At 62.0% G+C, this 17,295-nt stretch carries 18 protein-coding genes and 1 tRNA gene; 13 read left to right on the top strand and 6 right to left on the bottom strand.

Annotation, left to right across the window (positions count from 1 at the left end; all coding sequences use genetic code 11):
* Nucleotides 1–100 precede the first annotated feature (100 nt).
* Together ABI796_RS14060 and ABI796_RS14055 are read left to right on the top strand one after the other, a co-directional pair.
* Nucleotides 101–730, top strand: coding sequence for a PadR family transcriptional regulator (locus tag ABI796_RS14060; RefSeq protein ID WP_141281661.1), 630 nt, complete (start codon nt 101–103; stop codon nt 728–730).
* The gene (locus tag ABI796_RS14055; RefSeq protein ID WP_141281659.1) at nt 714–2,234 is read left to right on the top strand and encodes a DHA2 family efflux MFS transporter permease subunit; all 1,521 of its coding nucleotides are present in this window, start codon (nt 714–716) and stop codon (nt 2,232–2,234) included. The genes ABI796_RS14060 and ABI796_RS14055 overlap by 17 nt, the downstream gene beginning before the upstream one ends.
* 71 nt (nt 2,235–2,305) lie before the next feature.
* Here ABI796_RS14055 and ABI796_RS14050 read toward each other — a convergent pair whose 3' ends face one another.
* From ABI796_RS14050 to ABI796_RS14030, 5 genes are all read right to left on the bottom strand, one after another.
* The gene (locus ABI796_RS14050; RefSeq protein WP_141281657.1) at nt 2,306–3,055 is read right to left on the bottom strand and encodes a GNAT family N-acetyltransferase; all 750 of its coding nucleotides are present in this window, start codon (nt 3,053–3,055) and stop codon (nt 2,306–2,308) included.
* A 17-nt stretch (nt 3,056–3,072) separates the two neighbouring features.
* Nucleotides 3,073–4,098 (bottom strand): ATP-dependent 6-phosphofructokinase, encoded by a 1,026-nt coding sequence (locus ABI796_RS14045; RefSeq protein WP_141281655.1) that lies wholly within the window; start codon nt 4,096–4,098, stop codon nt 3,073–3,075.
* 200 nt (nt 4,099–4,298) lie between these two features.
* Complete coding sequence (locus ABI796_RS14040) at nt 4,299–4,547, bottom strand: PspC domain-containing protein (RefSeq protein ID WP_141281653.1); 249 nt, start codon at nt 4,545–4,547, stop codon at nt 4,299–4,301.
* A gap of 49 nt (nt 4,548–4,596) precedes the next feature.
* On the bottom strand, nt 4,597–4,848 hold the full coding sequence (locus tag ABI796_RS14035; RefSeq protein ID WP_246095684.1) for a hypothetical protein: 252 nt from the start codon (nt 4,846–4,848) through the stop codon (nt 4,597–4,599).
* A gap of 223 nt (nt 4,849–5,071) precedes the next feature.
* Nucleotides 5,072–6,631, bottom strand: coding sequence for a PspC domain-containing protein (locus tag ABI796_RS14030; RefSeq protein WP_174754473.1), 1,560 nt, complete (start codon nt 6,629–6,631; stop codon nt 5,072–5,074).
* A 126-nt stretch (nt 6,632–6,757) separates the two neighbouring features.
* Between ABI796_RS14030 and ABI796_RS14025 the strand changes: the two genes are divergently transcribed.
* Together ABI796_RS14025 and ABI796_RS14020 are read left to right on the top strand one after the other, a co-directional pair.
* Complete coding sequence (locus ABI796_RS14025) at nt 6,758–8,416, top strand: ATP-binding protein (protein ID WP_141281649.1); 1,659 nt, start codon at nt 6,758–6,760, stop codon at nt 8,414–8,416.
* Nucleotides 8,413–9,087 (top strand): response regulator transcription factor, encoded by a 675-nt coding sequence (locus tag ABI796_RS14020; RefSeq protein ID WP_141281647.1) that lies wholly within the window; start codon nt 8,413–8,415, stop codon nt 9,085–9,087. The genes ABI796_RS14025 and ABI796_RS14020 overlap by 4 nt, the downstream gene beginning before the upstream one ends.
* 111 nt (nt 9,088–9,198) lie before the next feature.
* Here ABI796_RS14020 and ABI796_RS14015 read toward each other — a convergent pair whose 3' ends face one another.
* Nucleotides 9,199–10,428 (bottom strand): pyridoxal phosphate-dependent aminotransferase, encoded by a 1,230-nt coding sequence (locus tag ABI796_RS14015; RefSeq protein WP_141281645.1) that lies wholly within the window; start codon nt 10,426–10,428, stop codon nt 9,199–9,201.
* Between the two features lie 253 nt (nt 10,429–10,681).
* Between ABI796_RS14015 and ABI796_RS14010 the strand changes: the two genes are divergently transcribed.
* The 9 genes from ABI796_RS14010 to rplL all read left to right on the top strand — a co-directional run bounded on the left by ABI796_RS14010 (nt 10,682) and on the right by rplL (nt 17,224).
* Nucleotides 10,682–10,754, top strand: a tRNA-Trp gene (locus ABI796_RS14010).
* Nucleotides 10,755–10,834: 80 nt separating this feature from the next.
* Nucleotides 10,835–11,116 (top strand): preprotein translocase subunit SecE, encoded by a 282-nt coding sequence (gene secE / locus ABI796_RS14005; protein ID WP_141281643.1) that lies wholly within the window; start codon nt 10,835–10,837, stop codon nt 11,114–11,116.
* A gap of 114 nt (nt 11,117–11,230) precedes the next feature.
* Nucleotides 11,231–12,091 carry a transcription termination/antitermination protein NusG gene (nusG, locus tag ABI796_RS14000; protein ID WP_141281641.1) on the top strand — a complete coding sequence of 287 codons (861 nt, stop codon included), beginning with the start codon at nt 11,231–11,233 and terminating at the stop codon, nt 12,089–12,091.
* A gap of 130 nt (nt 12,092–12,221) precedes the next feature.
* Nucleotides 12,222–12,653 carry a 50S ribosomal protein L11 gene (gene rplK / locus ABI796_RS13995; protein WP_011775609.1) on the top strand — a complete coding sequence of 144 codons (432 nt, stop codon included), beginning with the start codon at nt 12,222–12,224 and terminating at the stop codon, nt 12,651–12,653.
* Between the two features lie 146 nt (nt 12,654–12,799).
* Entirely contained in the window at nt 12,800–13,507 is a 708-nt protein-coding gene (gene rplA / locus ABI796_RS13990) for a 50S ribosomal protein L1 (protein ID WP_011775608.1), read from the top strand.
* 109 nt (nt 13,508–13,616) lie between these two features.
* Complete coding sequence (locus ABI796_RS13985) at nt 13,617–14,726, top strand: GNAT family N-acetyltransferase (RefSeq protein ID WP_141281639.1); 1,110 nt, start codon at nt 13,617–13,619, stop codon at nt 14,724–14,726.
* On the top strand, nt 14,705–15,874 hold the full coding sequence (locus tag ABI796_RS13980) for a GNAT family N-acetyltransferase (protein ID WP_141281637.1): 1,170 nt from the start codon (nt 14,705–14,707) through the stop codon (nt 15,872–15,874). The genes ABI796_RS13985 and ABI796_RS13980 overlap by 22 nt, the downstream gene beginning before the upstream one ends.
* A 302-nt stretch (nt 15,875–16,176) precedes the next feature.
* Nucleotides 16,177–16,770: a 50S ribosomal protein L10 gene (gene rplJ / locus ABI796_RS13975; RefSeq protein ID WP_062073190.1), complete on the top strand. Its 594-nt coding sequence runs from the start codon at nt 16,177–16,179 to the stop codon at nt 16,768–16,770.
* Nucleotides 16,771–16,846: 76 nt separating this feature from the next.
* A complete protein-coding gene (rplL, locus tag ABI796_RS13970) occupies nt 16,847–17,224 on the top strand; it encodes a 50S ribosomal protein L7/L12 (RefSeq protein WP_011775604.1) in 378 nt (125 codons plus the stop codon).
* Nucleotides 17,225–17,295 lie beyond the last annotated feature (71 nt).

Below are 17,295 nucleotides of genomic sequence, written 5' to 3'. Positions count from 1 at the left end.
GACAAGCAAAGCCCGGTCGCGTTGCGGCCGGGCTTTCTTGCGCCCGGATACTCCACGTGGAATAGTTGTGATGGAATATTTGATCCGGAAGGAGATTGCCGTGCCCAAGGTTGCCGAATTAACCCCGCTTGGGGTCGCCTCGCTGGCACTTCTTGCGGAGGAGCCGATGCACCCTTACGAGATGTACCAGGTGCTGATGGCGCGGCATGAAGACCGCCTTGTCAAAGTGCGCCCGGGCACGCTCTACCACGCGGTAGGCAGGCTTGAGGAAAACGGGCTGGTGGAGGCAACGGGGACAGGGCGCGAAGGCAACCGACCCGAACGGACCACGTACCGGATCACCACCGCCGGACACGAAGCACTGGATGCACGGCTGCAGGCCATGCTCTCCACGCCCGTCAATGAGTACCCTGTTTTTCCCCATGCAATTGCTGAAGCCCACCATCTTCCCGTGGCCGTGGTGACGGAGCTGTTGGAGGAGCGGGTTGTGGCCCTGAACGCGGACCTCGATTTCCTGGTGCAGGCAGAAGCCACCGTGACGGCCAGGGGGCTGGACCGTAAGTACTGGATAGACATCACCTATCAACAGGCAATGCGCCGAACGGAGATCGCGTGGATCCGCGGCCTCCTGGAGGAGTTGGGCAATGGGCGCCTGCCCTGGGATGAACCCCATCCAACTCCAGCCGAACTTTCACACAAACCAAAGGAATCCCTTGGAAAACGTAGCTAAGCCATGGCCCGCGCTGTGGTCACTCGTGGTGGGCTTCTTCATGATCCTCATCGACACCACCATTGTGTCGGTCGCGAACCCGCGGATCATGGAGGGCCTCAACGCGGACATCAACGCCGTCATTTGGGTCACCAGCGCCTACCTGCTGGCCTACGCCGTGCCACTGTTGATTACGGGCAGGCTGGGTGACCGTTTCGGACCCAAGAACCTGTACTTGATCGGCCTGGTGGTCTTCACGCTCGCCTCCCTGTGGTGTGGGCTTTCCGGTGACATCACCCTGCTGATCGCCGCCCGCGCCGTTCAAGGCCTGGGTGCGGCCATGATGACTCCCCAAACCATGGCGGTCATTACGCGCATCTTCCCGCCGGACCGCCGTGGCGCAGCCATGGGGTTGTGGGGAGCCACCGCAGGCATGGCGGTACTGATCGGCCCTATCCTTGGCGGCGTGCTGGTGGACAGCCTGGGCTGGGAGTGGATCTTCTTCGTCAACGTCCCCATAGGAATCGTGGCCTTCATCCTGGTCATGCGTTTCGTGCCGAAACTTACAACCCACACGCACACCTTTGATGTGGTGGGCGTGGTGCTTTCCGCCGTCGGCATGTTCCTGCTGGTCTTCGGCATTCAGGAAGGCCAAACCTACAAATGGGGAACCGTCACCGGCTTTATTTCAGTCTGGGGTTTGATCATCACGGGATTGGTTGTCCTGGTGCTGTTCGTTGCATGGCAGTGGCTCCTGGAACGCCGTGGCGGGGAACCTTTGCTGCCACTTGGCTTGTTCAAGGACCGTAATTTCTCCTTGGGAAACACCACCATCATGGCCGTGGGCTTCACGGTGACGGCCTTCCCGCTGCCCACTATCTTCTACTACCAGACGGTCCGCGGCCTGACGCCCACCCAGTCGGCGCTGCTGATGATCCCCATGGCCGTCATTTCGGGTGCTCTTGCACCGTTCGTCGGCAAGCTCATTGACCGTGCCAACCCGCGGTATTTTGCGTCCTTCGGACTTCTCTGCATGGCCGGAGCGTTGTTCTGGACCGCCGCCTTGCTGGGGCCGGACACCCCCATCTGGATGTTCCTGCTCCCCAGCGCTTTGCAGGGCGTTGCCAACGCCTTCATCTGGGGACCGGTCTCCAATGCCACCACCCGTAACCTGGAACCCCGCCAGGCAGGGGCCGGCTCCGGCGTTTTCAACACCACCCGCCAGATTGGTGCTGTCCTTGGTTCGGCTGCCATCGCTGCCCTTATCCAGTCGCGACTGGCAGCAGAACTGCCCGCAGCGCCTGCCGGTGCTCCTGTTGGCGAAGCGTCCATGAGCGGAGTCCTGCCCGAAGCGCTTCACGCAGGATTCTCGACGGCGATGAGCCAGTCCATCATTTTGCCCGCCTGCGCGATCCTGCTGGGCGCCGTGGTGGCACTGTTCTTTGGCAAACCGAAGGCTGTGCAAGGATGGGGCGCCACGTCCGAATCCGCACCAGCCTCAGAGAAGGCTGACCTCAACACCTAGAGTTTTTGTACAGCTAATGCCCTCAAGAAGGCACCTGAAGGGCGTTAGCTGTACAAAAACTCCGCCGGGATTCAGCTGAGCAGCACGCTCGCATGGAGCCCGCCGGTGGCAAAACCAAGGCTGCGGGCCATGGCAAGCGCTCCGGTGTTGCTGACATCGGCCTTCCACTGCAGGGTCAATCCGGATGCCAAGGCCTCATGTGCGGCGATGGAGGCAGCCAAGGTGCCCAGGCCCCGGCGCCGCCAGGGAGGGGCAACCAAAACGCCCATGTTGGCCAGGATGCCCTCCCACTCGGCATAGGCGCCGCAGGCCACGGGAGTGGGCTGTTCATCCTCGGGATGCATGATGGTGAAGCGATGGCTGAGCCCTTGAAGGCCCACCTCGTTGACGTCATCCGGGGGACAGAGGCTTTCCAGGCTGATGGCCTCGGGATTGCCATGGGAAACGGTGAGCTCTTCGGAAGGCTGCTGAAGGGGGAGGTCATCGGCAAAGAACAATGCCGAAGAGCCCAGCCCGTGCCCACCGTGTGAGCGCGTAATGGTCAACAAGGTGACGTGTTGGGCGAGCTCAGTATCGGGGATGGACGCTGCGGCATCCAGTGCCCACTGCGGTCCCACCAGCGCCGAGACGCCGAAGAGGCGGAGGAACACCAAGGTCCGCGCCGAATCATCCGCCCGGGTTATGCGGTTGGCGATGTCCCCGGGGTCGGCCGCTGAGGTGGCGAGCCGGGAAGCAGCGGTGGCGAAAGCGTCGTCGTCGAGTCCTAAACGACGAGCCCACGCCAGCTGGATAATGGCAGCAGACGTGGGCTCTAGAGTCATGGATTCAGCCTATCCGACTACCCGAACAGCACAGACGCTTCGTCGTAGCGGTGTTGCGGCACGGTCTTGAGCTTGCCCAAGGCTTCCTCGAAGCCCACGTGGGAGATGTCCGTGCCCTTCAGGGCCACCATGGTGCCCCAACGGCCCTCCACCACGGAGTCGATGGCCGCCATTCCCAAGCGCGTGGCCAGGACGCGGTCGTAGGCGGTGGGGACGCCGCCGCGCTGGATGTGGCCGAGGATGGTGGCTCGTGTTTCGATCCCGGTACGGGCCTCGATTTCCGGTGCCAACTGGTCCGCGATGCCACCCAGGCGGGGACGGCCGAAAGTATCCAGCCCGCGCTCGGAGTGCGGGGACTCCATGTGCTCCGGAACGAAGCCTTCGGCCACTACCACCAGCGGGGCGCGGCCACGATCGTGGGCTTCCTGGACCCATTCGGTGATCTGCTCAATGCTTGCCTTCTGCTCCGGGATCAGGATGGCGTGGGCGCCGGCTGCCATTCCTGCGTGCAAGGCGATCCAGCCCACGTGACGGCCCATCACTTCGGCGATCATGCAGCGGTGGTGGGATTCGCCGGTGGTGCGGAGGCGGTCGATTGCCTCCGTGGCAATCTGGACGGCGGTATCAAAACCGAAGGTGTAGTCAGTGGCATCGAGATCGTTGTCCACCGTTTTGGGAACGCCCACGATCTTCAAACCGGCATCGGTGAGGCGCTTGGCAGCTGCCAGTGTTCCCTCGCCGCCGATTGCGATGATGGCATCAATCCCAAGGCGTTCCATGTGCGCCTTGATGACCTCAGGACCGCCCCCATTCTCGAACGGGTTGGTGCGGGAGGTGCCCAGGATGGTGCCACCCTGCTTGGCGATACCGCGGACCATGGTGCGGGGGATGTCGATCACATCACCTTCCACAACCCCGCGCCAGCCATCGCGGAAGCCCACAAACTCCTGGCCGTGGATGGCGATGCCTTTGAGGACTGATCCCCGGATCACTGCGTTGAGGCCGGGGCAGTCGCCACCGCTGGTAAGAATGCCAATTTTCATGTTTGCTCACTCATGGCTTGGAGGAATACGTGCAGAGCGCCACGCTGAGCTCCACATGATTGTAGACGCGCATGTGGGGTGGGACACAAATGGTTACTTTTGACCCGGGCTGTGCGGTATTGGAAACACGGCCGAAAACAGCGAAACGCCCCGCCATCAGGCAGGGCGTTCCGAAGCGTTCGGCTTGATGTCACCGGCAACTACCGGGAACGCTGGCTGATGAACGACTCCAGGGCGATCTTGTTGTTCTGGTCCGGCAGGATCAGCCAGCCCAGGATGTAGGCCACGAATGCCGGACCGGGCAGAAGGCAGAAGAGCAGGAAAGCCACCCGGACGTACGCTACGTCCACCTTGAGCTTTGCTGCGATTCCTCCGCAGACGCCGCCGAGCCAACGTTGCGGACCACGCTTCAGGCCGAAGCCCCTGACGATGCTGAAGAACTTGTCCATGACTACACCCTTCCCTGTTGCGGTTGCTTTGTCACGCTGCTGCGCTCGGTCACTTCGCCGGGCTCTTTGGCGTGCCCGGGCCCCTGCGGGCCGCTAAAAGCCCGCCAACTACCAATGCCGCCCCCGCGCCGATCATCAGACCAATCAGCACATAGGTACCGTTCAGCGTGACCCAGCCGAGTGTGGAGATGACGATCAAGGCCGCCAGGGCAATCACAATCAACCCCCAGACCACTGTTCCTATGCGGGCCTGCCGGGGTTCGTCGTGGTCCGTGTGCTCCACCTTGAAGCTCGGTTCCAGCGGTGGCGTGAGCGGGATCTGCTTCAAGCCCGGCTTCGGAAGTGCTTCGGTAGGGCGGGTTTCGCGCGGGATGGATTCGGTAGGTCGGGTATCGTCGGAACGATGTTCCCTGGGCAAACGATGTTCGCTGGGCAAATGATGTTCCCTGGGCAAATGATGTTCCCTGGGCAGTGGCTCGGTTGGCTGCGTGTTGCTTGCCTTTTCCGGCTCATTGGTGCTCATGTCAGTTTCCTTCCTGGATGGTCACGTTGCTGAACGTGCCGTCAATTTCCACCACGAGGTTGGCTCCGGGCTTTTCAGTGTTGTAGAGCGTCCTCTCGTCCTGCAGGCGGCCACCGCGGTCTGAGCCGCGTTCGTTGAGGTTGCCGAACGTCATGTCCGCCCTGACTTCCACCGGAACATCATCGGGAATGATGACCGTGACGTTGCTGGCCGTGGCATCAACGGGAATGGTGACCTCCGAGGTCAAGGGTGGCGTGAGGGACAGGTCACTCAAGTCCAGCTGGCCTTGGGCTCCGGTGACGTTGATGCCCAGCCGTGCCTGCTCCAGGCTGGTGGGTGCCCAGTTCACGTCATGGAAGGTGAAGCGATCGCCGTCCCGGGGGATCACGTTGAAGATTCCGCCAATGATCAGCGCTACTACTGCCAGGAAACCAAGGAATCCTGAGGTCCGTCCGCGGAGACCGGCGATGAGGATGCCCAGACCGAGCACGGCTGCCCCTGTTGCCCAGACCACGGCGTTACCCGAGTTGCCCAACTCAATGACGTTGCCGGCGTCGAGCGCTTTCAAAGTGCCGCCTGCAAGCAGTGCTGCGCCGGCTGACACTGAGACGATTGCAGCTCCCGGGCCCTTACTCTTGGGCGCAGCCGGTTTCGGGTTCCAGTTCTGCGGGGGAGTAGGACCGTAAGGGGGACGCGGGCCCGAGGGCCCGGAGGGAGGGGGGCCATAGCTGCCGGCTTGGCCGTGGGTGGTACCTGCTGATGGAGACCCATAGCTTGTGCTGCCCGGCTGGGATGTGCCATACACCGGTACTCCTGTGTTGGTGCCGGTGGCAGTTCCGGACGCGTATGTGGTGGGCGTGCCGTAAGCGGTGCTGCCCGGAGACGTGGAATAGGGGGTCGCGGAGTAGTTTTGCGGGCCCACTGGCGGAGTTCCTTTCGAAGCCTTGTTGCGTTGAACCAGGAAATAGATGAGGTAGAAAACGCCGCCCATCCAGAACAGCGTCCAGAACAGGCCCGGCAGCCCATCCCAGCCCCAGCCCCAGAACCCGCGGCCCAGGCTGGGCAGGCCGATGATGGTGGTGATCAACGCGCCGGTCATGCCCCCGGACCAACGGCCCGCAGCGGCTTCCTGTACGTGGATCCGGCCGTCCGGCTCGGGCAGGAGCGCCCAGGCCACGCCGTAGAGCAGCACACCCACGCCGGCGAAGAGTGCCAGGACAATGAAGATGCCGCGCACAATCAAGGGGTCAATGCCGAACCGGTGGGCCACCCCGCTGGCCACGCCGCCGATCCAACGGTCCGGTCCGCGGCGGATTCCCTGGCTGCGGATCCAGTCGAAGAAGTTCTGCTGGGAGGCTGCCGGGGCGTTGCCTGCAGGCGGGTAAGTTGCGCCTTCAGTGCCGGTTTCCGGGGCAGCGCCGGATTGTCCCGGTGTCCCCGAAGGAGTCCCGGACGTGGCACCGCCGGCACCGGTGGAAGCGCCGGTTTGGGCGCTGGAGCCGGCTCCGCCGGCAGTGCCTGGCGTTCCGGGTTCCTCTGGGTTCATGCTGTTCGCGTTCATACTTCGATCCTGCCGCCCGGACCACCCTGCCCTCTACTGGGGGATACCCTGAATGATCCCTGAGGGACCCCCGAAGAACACCTGTTTTCGCTCCGGGGAACCGGTGATCCGTGCTTGGATTGGTACATGAGAACCGCTGTACAACGCCCCACGCTGGTCCGCAGCAGCGACCGCATGATCGCGGGCGTCTGCAGTGGACTTGCCGATCACCTTGGCTGGCCGGTCAATCTGGTCCGCCTGGGCATGATCCTGGCCTGTTTCGCGGGCGGGGCAGGTGTGGCCTTCTATGCGTGGCTGTGGACCATGGTTCCTACCGCGGATGAGAACGCCAAGCGCAATGCCCGCCGGCCGGCGTCGCCCATTGCTCCTGCGGTGAGCCTGCCGCCCGTGGTTCCCAGCCTCGGTTCTTCTGCGGCAACCACAATGTACGACGCCGGTGCCTCGCCGGCGCTTGCCGGCCCGCCTTCGCGGTCAGGGACCGTCCCGGGAAGCGATTCCGTGCCCGGCGACGGTACTGTGCCGGGCAGCGGTTCCATGACCGGCAGCGGTTCCATGTCCGGCATCGGTTCCAGGACCGACGGCGGTTCTCCCTCGGTTCCGGCCGATGGGCCCCCTACGGGTAATGCAGGCGCCGACGCTACCGGCTTTGGCAGCGCCTTTTCAGCATGGAACCGGGCTGGATCATCTAATGCGGCCGGCGAAGGCAACGGCAACGGCAACGGCAACGGCAACCCTGTGGCGTCTTGGTTCTCTTTCCGCAAAATCCAGTACGGCAAGGAAATCCTGCTCGGAGCGGCGCTGCTCCTGGTGGCTGCAATCCTGATCGCCCGCCAGTTCGGCGTTGACGTCCCCCTGGGCACACTTATCCCAGCCGCCGCCATCTTGGGTGGCGCGGCGATTGCCTGGATGCAGCTCGATGAGACCCGACGCGCCGGCTTGGTGGACAAGACCAAAGCGGACCAGGCCGGCGGGTGGACTCGTCTGGCAGCGGGATTGGCCTTGGTGGTGGCTGGGGTGCTGGTGATGGTGTCCGGCTCGGGATCGTGGGAGCAGACCTGGCTGGCGCTGCTGGCATCCGTGGCTGTCCTGGGCGGAGTTGCCTTGGTACTGCTGCCTTGGGGCCTGAAGTTCTGGAAAGACCTCGAAACCGAGCGCGCCGGCCGCGTTCGTGAAACTGAACGTGCGGAAATCGCGGCCCATTTGCACGACTCCGTGCTGCAGACCCTGGCGCTTATTCAACGGCGTGCCGGTTCTGAGCAGGACGTAGTACGCCTTGCCCGGGCCCAGGAACGTGAGCTCCGGTCCTGGTTGTTCAGTGACCCTGCCAAGGAGTCCGGCCTCCTGGCAGACCGGATCAAGTCAGTGGCGGCCGAGGTGGAGGACTCACACGGGCACGCGGTAGAGGTTGTCACTGTGGGAGACACGGAGATGACGGACCGGCATGAGGCCTTGGTCCAGGCAGCCAGGGAGGCCATGCTCAACGCCGCCCGGCATGGCGGCGGAACAGTATCGGTGTACTTGGAAAGCACTGCGGGCAGCACGGAAGTATTCGTCAAGGACCGCGGCCCCGGCTTCGACCCCGATGCTGTCCCGGACGACAGACTGGGCGTGAGGGAGTCGATCATCGGACGAATGAAGCGTCATGGTGGCACAGCGGTCATCAACAGCAGCAGTGATGGAACGGAAGTCCGGTTGGCCCTTCCGTCAGTGAATGCCGAATCCGGTGAGCAGCGCATTGGCGAGGTGCGGAACGGCGAACAGCGGAATGGAGAAGCGAAGCTATGAACAATGCCCCTGAGAATGGTGCCGGACGCAGGGTGAGAGTGGTGATCGTGGATGATCACACCATTTTCCGTTCCGGGTTGAAAGCGGACCTGGACCAACGCATTGATGTGGTGGGCGAGGCCGGAACCGTGGAACAGGCCATTGCGGTCATAGCGGAGACCCGCCCCGAAGTTGTCCTTTTGGATGTGCACCTTCCCGGCGGCCTGGGCGGTGGAGGACGTGAAGTCATTGCCGGATCCATGTCCCTGCTGACCTCCACCAGTTTCCTGGCGCTGAGTGTCTCCGACGCCGCAGAGGACGTGGTCTCGGTTATCCGGGCTGGTGCCCGCGGGTATGTCACCAAAACCATCTCCGGCAAGGAGATTTCCGACGCCGTTATCCGGGTGGCCGATGGCGACGCCGTCTTCTCACCCCGTTTGGCCGGCTTCGTGCTCGATGCTTTTGGCACCGCCCCTGCGGACATCGCGGATGATGAACTGGACAAGCTTTCCGCGCGGGAACTTGAAGTCATGCGACTCATCGCCCGGGGTTACAGCTACAAGGAAGTGGCCAAGGAACTGTTCATCTCCATCAAGACCGTTGAGACGCACGTTTCGGCGGTCCTGAGGAAGCTCCAGCTCTCCAGCCGCCATGAGCTCACCAAGTGGGCGGCCGAACGCCGCCTCCTCTGACCATCTCTCACTTCCCGCTGGCTTTCCCCGATCGCTCTCTCACTTCCCGGCCCTTAAACGCGAACGCTCTTCCACCTGCCAGGGTGGAAGAGCGTTCGCGTTAAGCGGGTGTTACTTGGCCTTGCCCAGGAACTCCTGGATGCGGCGGACGCCCTCAGCGAGGTCCTCATCGCCCAGGGCGTAGGAAAGCCGCACGTAACCGGAAGGACCGAAGGCCTCGCCCGGAACCACGGCAACTTCAACTTCGTCGAGGATCAGCGTGGCAAGTTCAGCCGAAGTCTGCGGCCGGACGGGACCGTTGGAGGTCTCAAATTCCTTACCCAACAAGCCGCGAACGTCCGCGTAGACGTAGAAGGCGCCGGTCGGCGTCGGGCATTCAACGCCCTCGATCGCGTTCAGGCCGGCAACTATGGCCTTGCGGCGGCGGTCGAAAGCCACCTTCATTTCGTCGACGGCGGTCAGCGGACCCGTGAGGGCAGCGGCTGCGGCGATCTGCATGATGTTCGAGACGTTGGAGGTCGCGTGCGACTGCAGGTTGGTGGCGGCCTTGATGACGTCGGCCGGGCCGATCATCCAACCCACGCGCCAACCGGTCATGGCGTAGGTCTTGGCAACGCCGTTGAGGATGACAACCTGGTCGCCGAGTTCCGGTGCGGCCGTGGCGATCGAGGTGAACTCGACGCCGTCATAGGTCAGGTGCTCGTAGATCTCATCGGTAACAACCCACAGGCCCTTGGACGCGGCCCATTTGCCGATCTCCGCAACCTGCTCGGGGCTGTAAACAGCGCCGGTGGGGTTGGACGGGGAAACGAACAGCAGGATCTTGGTCCGGTCCGTTACTGCAGCCTCAAGCTGCTCCACCGTTACCAGGTAACCCTGTTCGGGGCCGGCGAAGACCTCAACGGGCACGCCACCGGCAAGGCGGATGGCCTCCGGGTACGTGGTCCAGAAGGGGGTGGGGATGATCACCTCGTCGCCCGGATCAACCAGGGTTGCGAAGGTGTTGTAAACAGCCTGCTTGCCGCCGTTGGTCACCAGGACCTGGGAAGGGTCAACTTTGTAGCCGGAGTCCCGCAGCGTCTTGTCCGCGATTGCCTTCTTCAGCTCGGGGAGTCCGCCGGCAGGGGAGTAGCGGTGGTACTTCGGTTGCCCTGCTGCCTCAATGGCAGCCTGGACGATGTAGTCGGGGGTGGGGAAATCGGGTTCACCGGCACCGAATCCGATCACGGGACGTCCCGCGGCTTTGAGCGCCTTGGCCTTGGCGTCAACGGCAAGGGTGGCGGATTCTGCAATGGCGGAGATTCGCTGTGAAATGCGGGCGGTAGTTGTTCCGGCAGACATCTATGTACCGTTCTTCGCAGGCAGCCCGGGGGCTGGATGATGGGATTCGACGTAAACTACCTTATGCTGTTCTGCGGAGCTCCCGGGTGCCTGCCGAACTTTGTGACTGATAATGCTGGTCACAGGCTTTACGGGGCTGGGAGGTCCGGAATCGGGCCGGTTCGACTATCGCGAAATTCTTGCGTAGACTGGTTCACCGGTGTTGAAAAGCACCACAGGCTGAAGTGCGGCCTGAAACATGGACTTGATCCATAGGGTAGTGGCGCAATTGGTAGCGCAGCGGTCTCCAAAACCGCAGGTTGCAGGTTCGAGTCCTGTCTGCCCTGCGCAAGCTGTTCCGGCGGAAACGCCGGGGCACGCGCAGCAACCATGGCTCTGATCAGAGTCGGGTCAACAACTTTGCAAGGTGAGTGAGGACCAGGTGACCGAAACAGCTGCCAGCAGCTCAAAGGGCCGTCCCGCCAAGAAAGCCGATCGCGGCTTCTTCGCCCGTATTGCACTCTTCGTCCGCCAGGTCATTGGCGAACTGAAGAAGGTCGTTGCCCCCACCCGCAAGGAACTGATCAACTACACGCTCGTGGTGCTGGTGTTCGTAGCCATCATGATGCTCATCGTCAGCCTGCTGGACATCGCCTTCGGGACGGGAGCCAGCTGGGTCTTTGGTGGGTCCGGGGCTACGGACCAATAAGCGGATCTGTCCGCAAACTGTGTGAAATTTCCTGTTGACTCAGGGATTTTGCGGGGTTTGCGGAATTGAGCCATTTAAATAGGCATGTTAGGCAATGAGGAAGCAGGAGACCAAGTGTCTGAGCAGGAGCTCGAGGTAAACGAGACTGAGCTGGGCGAATCCGCCGAGAACTCAGCCGACGCCACGGCAATTGTCGTGGAAGAGTCCGAGGTTGATTCTGCTGCGCCCGAATCTGCCGACGAATCCGTTGAGGACTTCGAAGCTGACGCAGACGCCGAGTCTGATGACGCGTCCGAGGCTGAGTCTGATGACGAAGACGCTTCGGAAGAGTCCGACGGCGACCACCTGGCAGCCGCTGCTGCTGCAGCGCCGGCCGATCCGGCCGAAGAGTTCAAGGCCAAGCTGCGCCGCCAGGAGGGTGACTGGTACGTCATCCACTCCTACGCAGGTTACGAGAACCGCGTGAAGGCCAACCTTGAGACCCGCATCCAGACCCTGGACATGGAAGATTACATCTTCGAAATCCAGGTGCCCATGGAAGAGGTCGTCGAGATCAAGAACGCGCAGCGCAAGGTCATCAACCGCGTGCGCATTCCCGGCTACGTCCTGGTCCGTATGGATCTGACGGACGCCTCATGGGGCGCCGTCCGCCACACGCCGGGTGTCACCGGCTTCGTGGGTAACGCCCACAACCCCGTCCCGCTCCGTCTTGACGAGGTCTTCTCCATGCTCGCCCCCGTCTTCGAAGAAGAGCAGGCAGAGCAGGGCAAGCCCGTCAACAAGCAGAACCAGGCTCCCGTGGCCGTCGACTTCGAGGTCGGCGAGTCGGTCATCGTCAAGGAAGGTCCGTTCGAGACCCTCCCGGCTACGATCTCCGAGATCAAGCCCGAGTCCCAGACCCTCGTGGTTCTGGTCTCGATCTTCGAGCGCGAAACCCCGGTAACGCTCGCCTTCAACCAGGTCACCAAGATCTAGCTGATTCCAAAATTTCGCTCCAGTCCTGCCTGCTTAGCAGTTCTGGAGCGGCCGGCCGCCTCGCCATGGCGGCCAACAACCTGGGACGCGCTCCTGTGTCCCAGGAAGCTATTGAGAGAAGGACCCTACATTGGCTCCCAAGAAGAAGGTCACCGGCCTCATCAAGCTGCAGATCCAGGCAGGTGCCGCTAACCCGGCTCCGCCGATCGGTCCTGCGCTTGGCCAGCACGGTGTCAACATCATGGAATTCTGCAAGGCGTACAACGCTGCAACGGAATCCCAGCGCGGAAACGTTATCCCGGTTGAAATCACGGTTTACGAAGACCGTTCCTTCACCTTCATCACCAAGACCCCGCCGGCTGCAGAGCTCATCAAGAAGGCTGCAGGCGTCGCCAAGGGTTCGGCTACCCCGCACACCGTCAAGGTTGCCAAGCTGACCCAGGCACAGGTTGAGGAAATTGCTTCCACCAAGATGGAAGACCTCAACGCCAACGACATCAAGGCAGCTGCCCTGATCATCGCAGGCACCGCCCGCTCCATGGGCATCACCGTAGAAGGCTAATAACCTTCGAGGGCCCTTGGGCCTTCACCCGCCGGGCAACCGGCATCTGAAACATTGAAATGCCGTAGGATCCTCGCCGGATCCGCGGCTTGTGGCAGGGCCCAGCGCGGTCCGCAGACCACAACTGCACAAGGAGAAACAGCAGCATGGCAAAGCGCAGCAAAGCATATGAGGCAGCCGTAGCCAAGATCGAGGCAGACAAGGTCTACGCCCCGATCGAGGCCATCACCCTCGCGAAGGACACCAACCCTTCCAAGTTCGACGCAACCGTTGAGGTCGCTTTCCGCCTGGGCGTTGACCCGCGTAAGGCTGACCAGATGGTTCGTGGCACCGTCAACCTGCCCCACGGCACCGGTAAGACCGCCCGCGTCCTCGTTTTCGCAACCGGCGACAAAGCAGAAGCAGCAATCGCTGCCGGCGCTGACTTCGTTGGTTCCGATGACCTGATCGAAAAGATCGCAGCCGGCTGGACCGACTTCGATGCCGCAGTGGCAACCCCTGACCTCATGGGCAAGGTTGGCCGTCTGGGTAAGGTCCTCGGCCCGCGTAACCTGATGCCGAACCCGAAGACCGGTACGGTTACCCCGGATGTCACCAAGGCTGTCAACGACATCAAGGGTGGCAAGATCGACTTCCGCGTCGACAAGCACTCCAACCTGCACTTCATCATCGGCAAGGTGTCCTTCGACGTCAACAAGCTTGCGGAGAACTACGCAGCAGCACTGGAAGAGGTGCTTCGTTTGAAGCCGTCTGCTTCCAAGGGCCGCTACATCCAGAAGGCTACCGTTGCCACCACGTTTGGTCCCGGCATCACCGTTGACCCGAACGTCACCAAGGTCCTCGTCGACGCGTAAGCTTCGCGGGCACTTGCTCTGATAAAAGGACCGTCCGGCTTTGCCGGGCGGTCCTTTTTCTTGCGTTCTTCCCTGTTCAGGGGCAGTGGCGGGTCGTAGGCTTTGGTGCGTGTCGTCGTCGAACTCCCACACCCTTGAGGGGTTGTCCGTAGAACCGGTTGAGGTCCCCGAAAGCCCGGACGCGAGCGGGTCTCCCGATTTCCGTGCCTTTCATGACCTGGACGTTGCCCACCACATGGATCTCTGGGGCAACCTGGACCGTTGCTCCACTTTGGCTGAATCCGTACTTTTCTGGCGGGGCAACGAATATGAGGAACGCCACGTCTTCCTGGCCCGCCTCAACGGAACCCCGGTTGGCAGCGGCACGTTGACCTTGCCGTTGAGCGAAAACACGACGACGGCGGGTGTGGACGTCCTGGTGGACCCGGCCTATCGCCGGCGCGGCATCGGCTCGGAGATCCTAGGGATGCTGGAGCAGCAGGCGCGCGGACGGGAGCGCGTGTCTTTTGACGCGTTTTGTGCCGAGCCACTGGATCTCCTCATCCCGGGAGCTGGGTTGCTGGAGGCAAAGTCCGGCACGGGTGGGGTCCCACTGGATTCGGCTTCCACCGGTTTCGCCCTTCATCACGGTTATTCCTTGGAGCAGGTGGAGACCAACAGCACGTTGGACCTTCCCGTGAAGGAAGCACTCCTGCAGGACCTTGAAGAACAGGCGCTCAAGCGTGCTGGCGGCTACAGCATCACAGGCTGGCAGGACCGCTGCCCTGATGAGCTGGTGGATGTTTTTGCCAGCCTCAAGAGCCTCATGAGCACGGAGGTGCCTATCGCCGGCTTGGGCTGGGAGGGCGAGGACTGGGACGCACGCCGTGTGCGTTTGGAGGAATCCACCTGGCTTGCAGGTGGCATCGCTTCAACTGTGGCCGTAGCCCGCCACGACGCCACGGGGGAGTTGGCCGCCTACACAACTCTGACCCACCGTGAGGCCACGCCCGGGATGGTCTATCAGGAGGACACGTTGGTTGCTCCCGGGCACCGGGGGCATGGCCTTGGCATGCTGGTGAAGATTGCCAATCTTCGCCGCACGGAACAGCTATGGCCGGCCGCCACATCGGTAATGACATGGAACGCCAACGAAAACCGGCATATGCTGGCCATAAATATCGCCTTGGGGTTCAAGCCTTCCGGCTTTGACGGCGAATGGCAGAAACGGCTGGAATGACTGTAGACGAGGCGAAGACCGTTCAAGTCGAGCAGCTGTGGGTGCCTGACACCCTGGACGGCCCCGACGCCGCTGATTTCCTTGATGCCGTTGAGGTGGGGCGGCGTGTACGCATGGAGACGTGGGGGAGCGACGACCTCGCCTACACGCCCCTGGAAAAGCTCTTGGAGCTTTCTGACCCCTATGAGCGCCAGATCATTCTGGTGGCAAAAGTGGACGGCGTCATTGTGGGCACCGTGGACATTGCCTTGCCTCTTGCGGACAACCTTGACCTGGCTGAGTTCACCTTGGACATCCTTCCCGAGTTCCAGGGGCGGGGTGTGGGCCGTCAATTGCTGGAAGCTGCGGAGCAACTCGCCAGGGCTGAGGGGCGCACCATGGCCTTGGTGGACACCAATCACCCGGCAACATCGCTCACTGAGATACCCGAGGACCAATTGATCCCGGGAAGCGGTGCGGGTTTTGTGCCCGTCAGCAGCAGGGAAGTGGACTTCGCAAAACGCGCCGGTTACACACTGCAGCACATTGAGCAGTTCAGCTCTTGCGTGCTCCCCCTGGATTCCAAGCTCGTAGGTGACCTGCAGCTCGAGGCCGAAGAAGCCAACGGTGGCCGTTACACGCTGCACCACTGGACAGACCGTTGCCCGGAACCTTGGCTGGAAGCTGTGGCTGCCTTGGAAAACGCGGCCGGCGAGGTAGTTCGCGAAGAGGGGGACGAGGACGCCCCTGAGGTTGAAGCCAGCGGCATGGTGTTTGACGCTGCGGTACTTCGCGAAACCGAGGACGCAGCTTTGGCGCAGGGCCGGCGTACGGTGGTGACCGCCGTCGAGCACGTGGAGAGCGGACGATTGGTGGGCCTGACAACCATCAGCGTCCTGGCGCATCGCCAGGACGTGGTGTTTCAGGACGATACCTTGGTGTTGCAGGAGCACCGGGGAAACAAGCTTGGTTTGTTGATCAAGGTTGCCAACATGGAACGGCTCAGTGAGCAATTCCCGGATGCCCGCGTCATCTATACCTGGAACGCGCCGGAGAACAGATACCTCCTGACAGTGAACAAGCAACTGGGATTCACTACGGCCGGCGTCACGGGACTGTGGCAGAAGGAACTCCCGGGCAGGTTGTCGGGAGCAACGTCCTCGGACTAGGCGTGCGGCCGATTTGGTTTGCCGAACACTCTCCCGTAACCTTGAAGTACCAAAGACCGTCGGTTGATGGGAATCCACTCTTTCGGGCACCGCTCAATTCTGTAGTTGCGCCCGTGAGATGAAAGTGAATTCCTTGACGAAGGACCCTGAACAATAGGGCGGCCGGCGCAGGTGAACGAAGCAAGTCTCCACGGATCAAACTGTGTTGAGCCAAGCCCCGTGCATCTGCGCGGGGCGTTTTTAGTTTTAGCTCTCGTGAGCGGGGACCCGGAAGACCGGCTTTATTCCCCGGAAGGAGGGTTATGACAACGCCTAGCAAGGTTTCCGCTGTTGCGGAGATCACCAACGATTTCAAGGAATCGAACGCGGCTGTCCTGACCGAATACCGCGGGCTCACTGTTGCACAGCTCAAGGAACTGCGTGTTGCGCTCGGCCAGGACACCAAGTTCTCGGTCGTCAAGAACACCCTGAGTGCCATTGCAGCCAAGGAAGCTGGAGTTGAAGCATTCAACGATCAGCTCGCCGGCCCTACTGCAATCGCCTTCATCAAGGGTGACGCTGTTGCTGCTGCCAAGAGCCTGACGGACTTTGCCAAGGCCAACAAGCAGCTGGTTATCAAGACCGGCGTCTTCGAAGGCAAGGCATTGGACGCAGCAGGAGTTGCCGCACTGGCAGCCCTCGAGTCCCGCGAGCTGCAGCTTGCACGTGTTGCTGGTGTCCTCAAGGCTCCCGCATCCGCTGCTGCACGCATCATCGACGCCCTGCGCCTCAAGCTTGAAGAAGAGGGCGGCGCATCTGCACCGGCCGCTGAAGAAGCCCCGGCCGCTGAAGAGGCTGCAGCTGAAGAGGTTGCGGCTCCGGCCGAAGCCGCTGAAGCAGCAACCGAAGAGAACTAAGTTCTCCCCTCAATCAAACTCTGGTGCATGGCACGGTTTAGCCCGGATCTGCACCAACTAATGGAAGGACGCCACCATGGCGAAGCTCAGCAACGAAGAGCTCATTGAAGCTTTCAAGGAACTGACCATCATCGAGCTCTCCGAGTTCGTCAAGCTCTTCGAAGAGACCTTCGAAGTTACGGCTGCTGCTGTTGCAGTTGCTGGCCCCGCTGCCGGCGGTGCTGCTGAAGCTGCTGAAGAGAAGACCGAATTCGACGTCGTTCTCGAAGCTGCTGGCGACAAGAAGATCGCAGTGATCAAGGAAGTTCGCGCCATCACCTCCCTCGGCCTCAAGGAAGCCAAGGACCTGGTTGACAGCGCACCGAAGGCTGTTCTCGAAGGCGCCACCAAGGAAGCTGCCGAGAAGGCAAAGGCTCAGCTCGAAGAAGCTGGCGCAACGGTTACCCTCAAGTAACTCGTTTTGCTTGTGGAAGCCCCGTCCGGTTCGCCGGGCGGGGTTTCCTGCGTTTAACCCACCAAGGGTCC

The organism is Paenarthrobacter aurescens, assembly GCF_041549525.1.
Lineage (GTDB): Bacteria > Actinomycetota > Actinomycetes > Actinomycetales > Micrococcaceae > Arthrobacter > Arthrobacter aurescens.
This window is presented reverse-complemented; position numbering and strand designations above follow the sequence as displayed.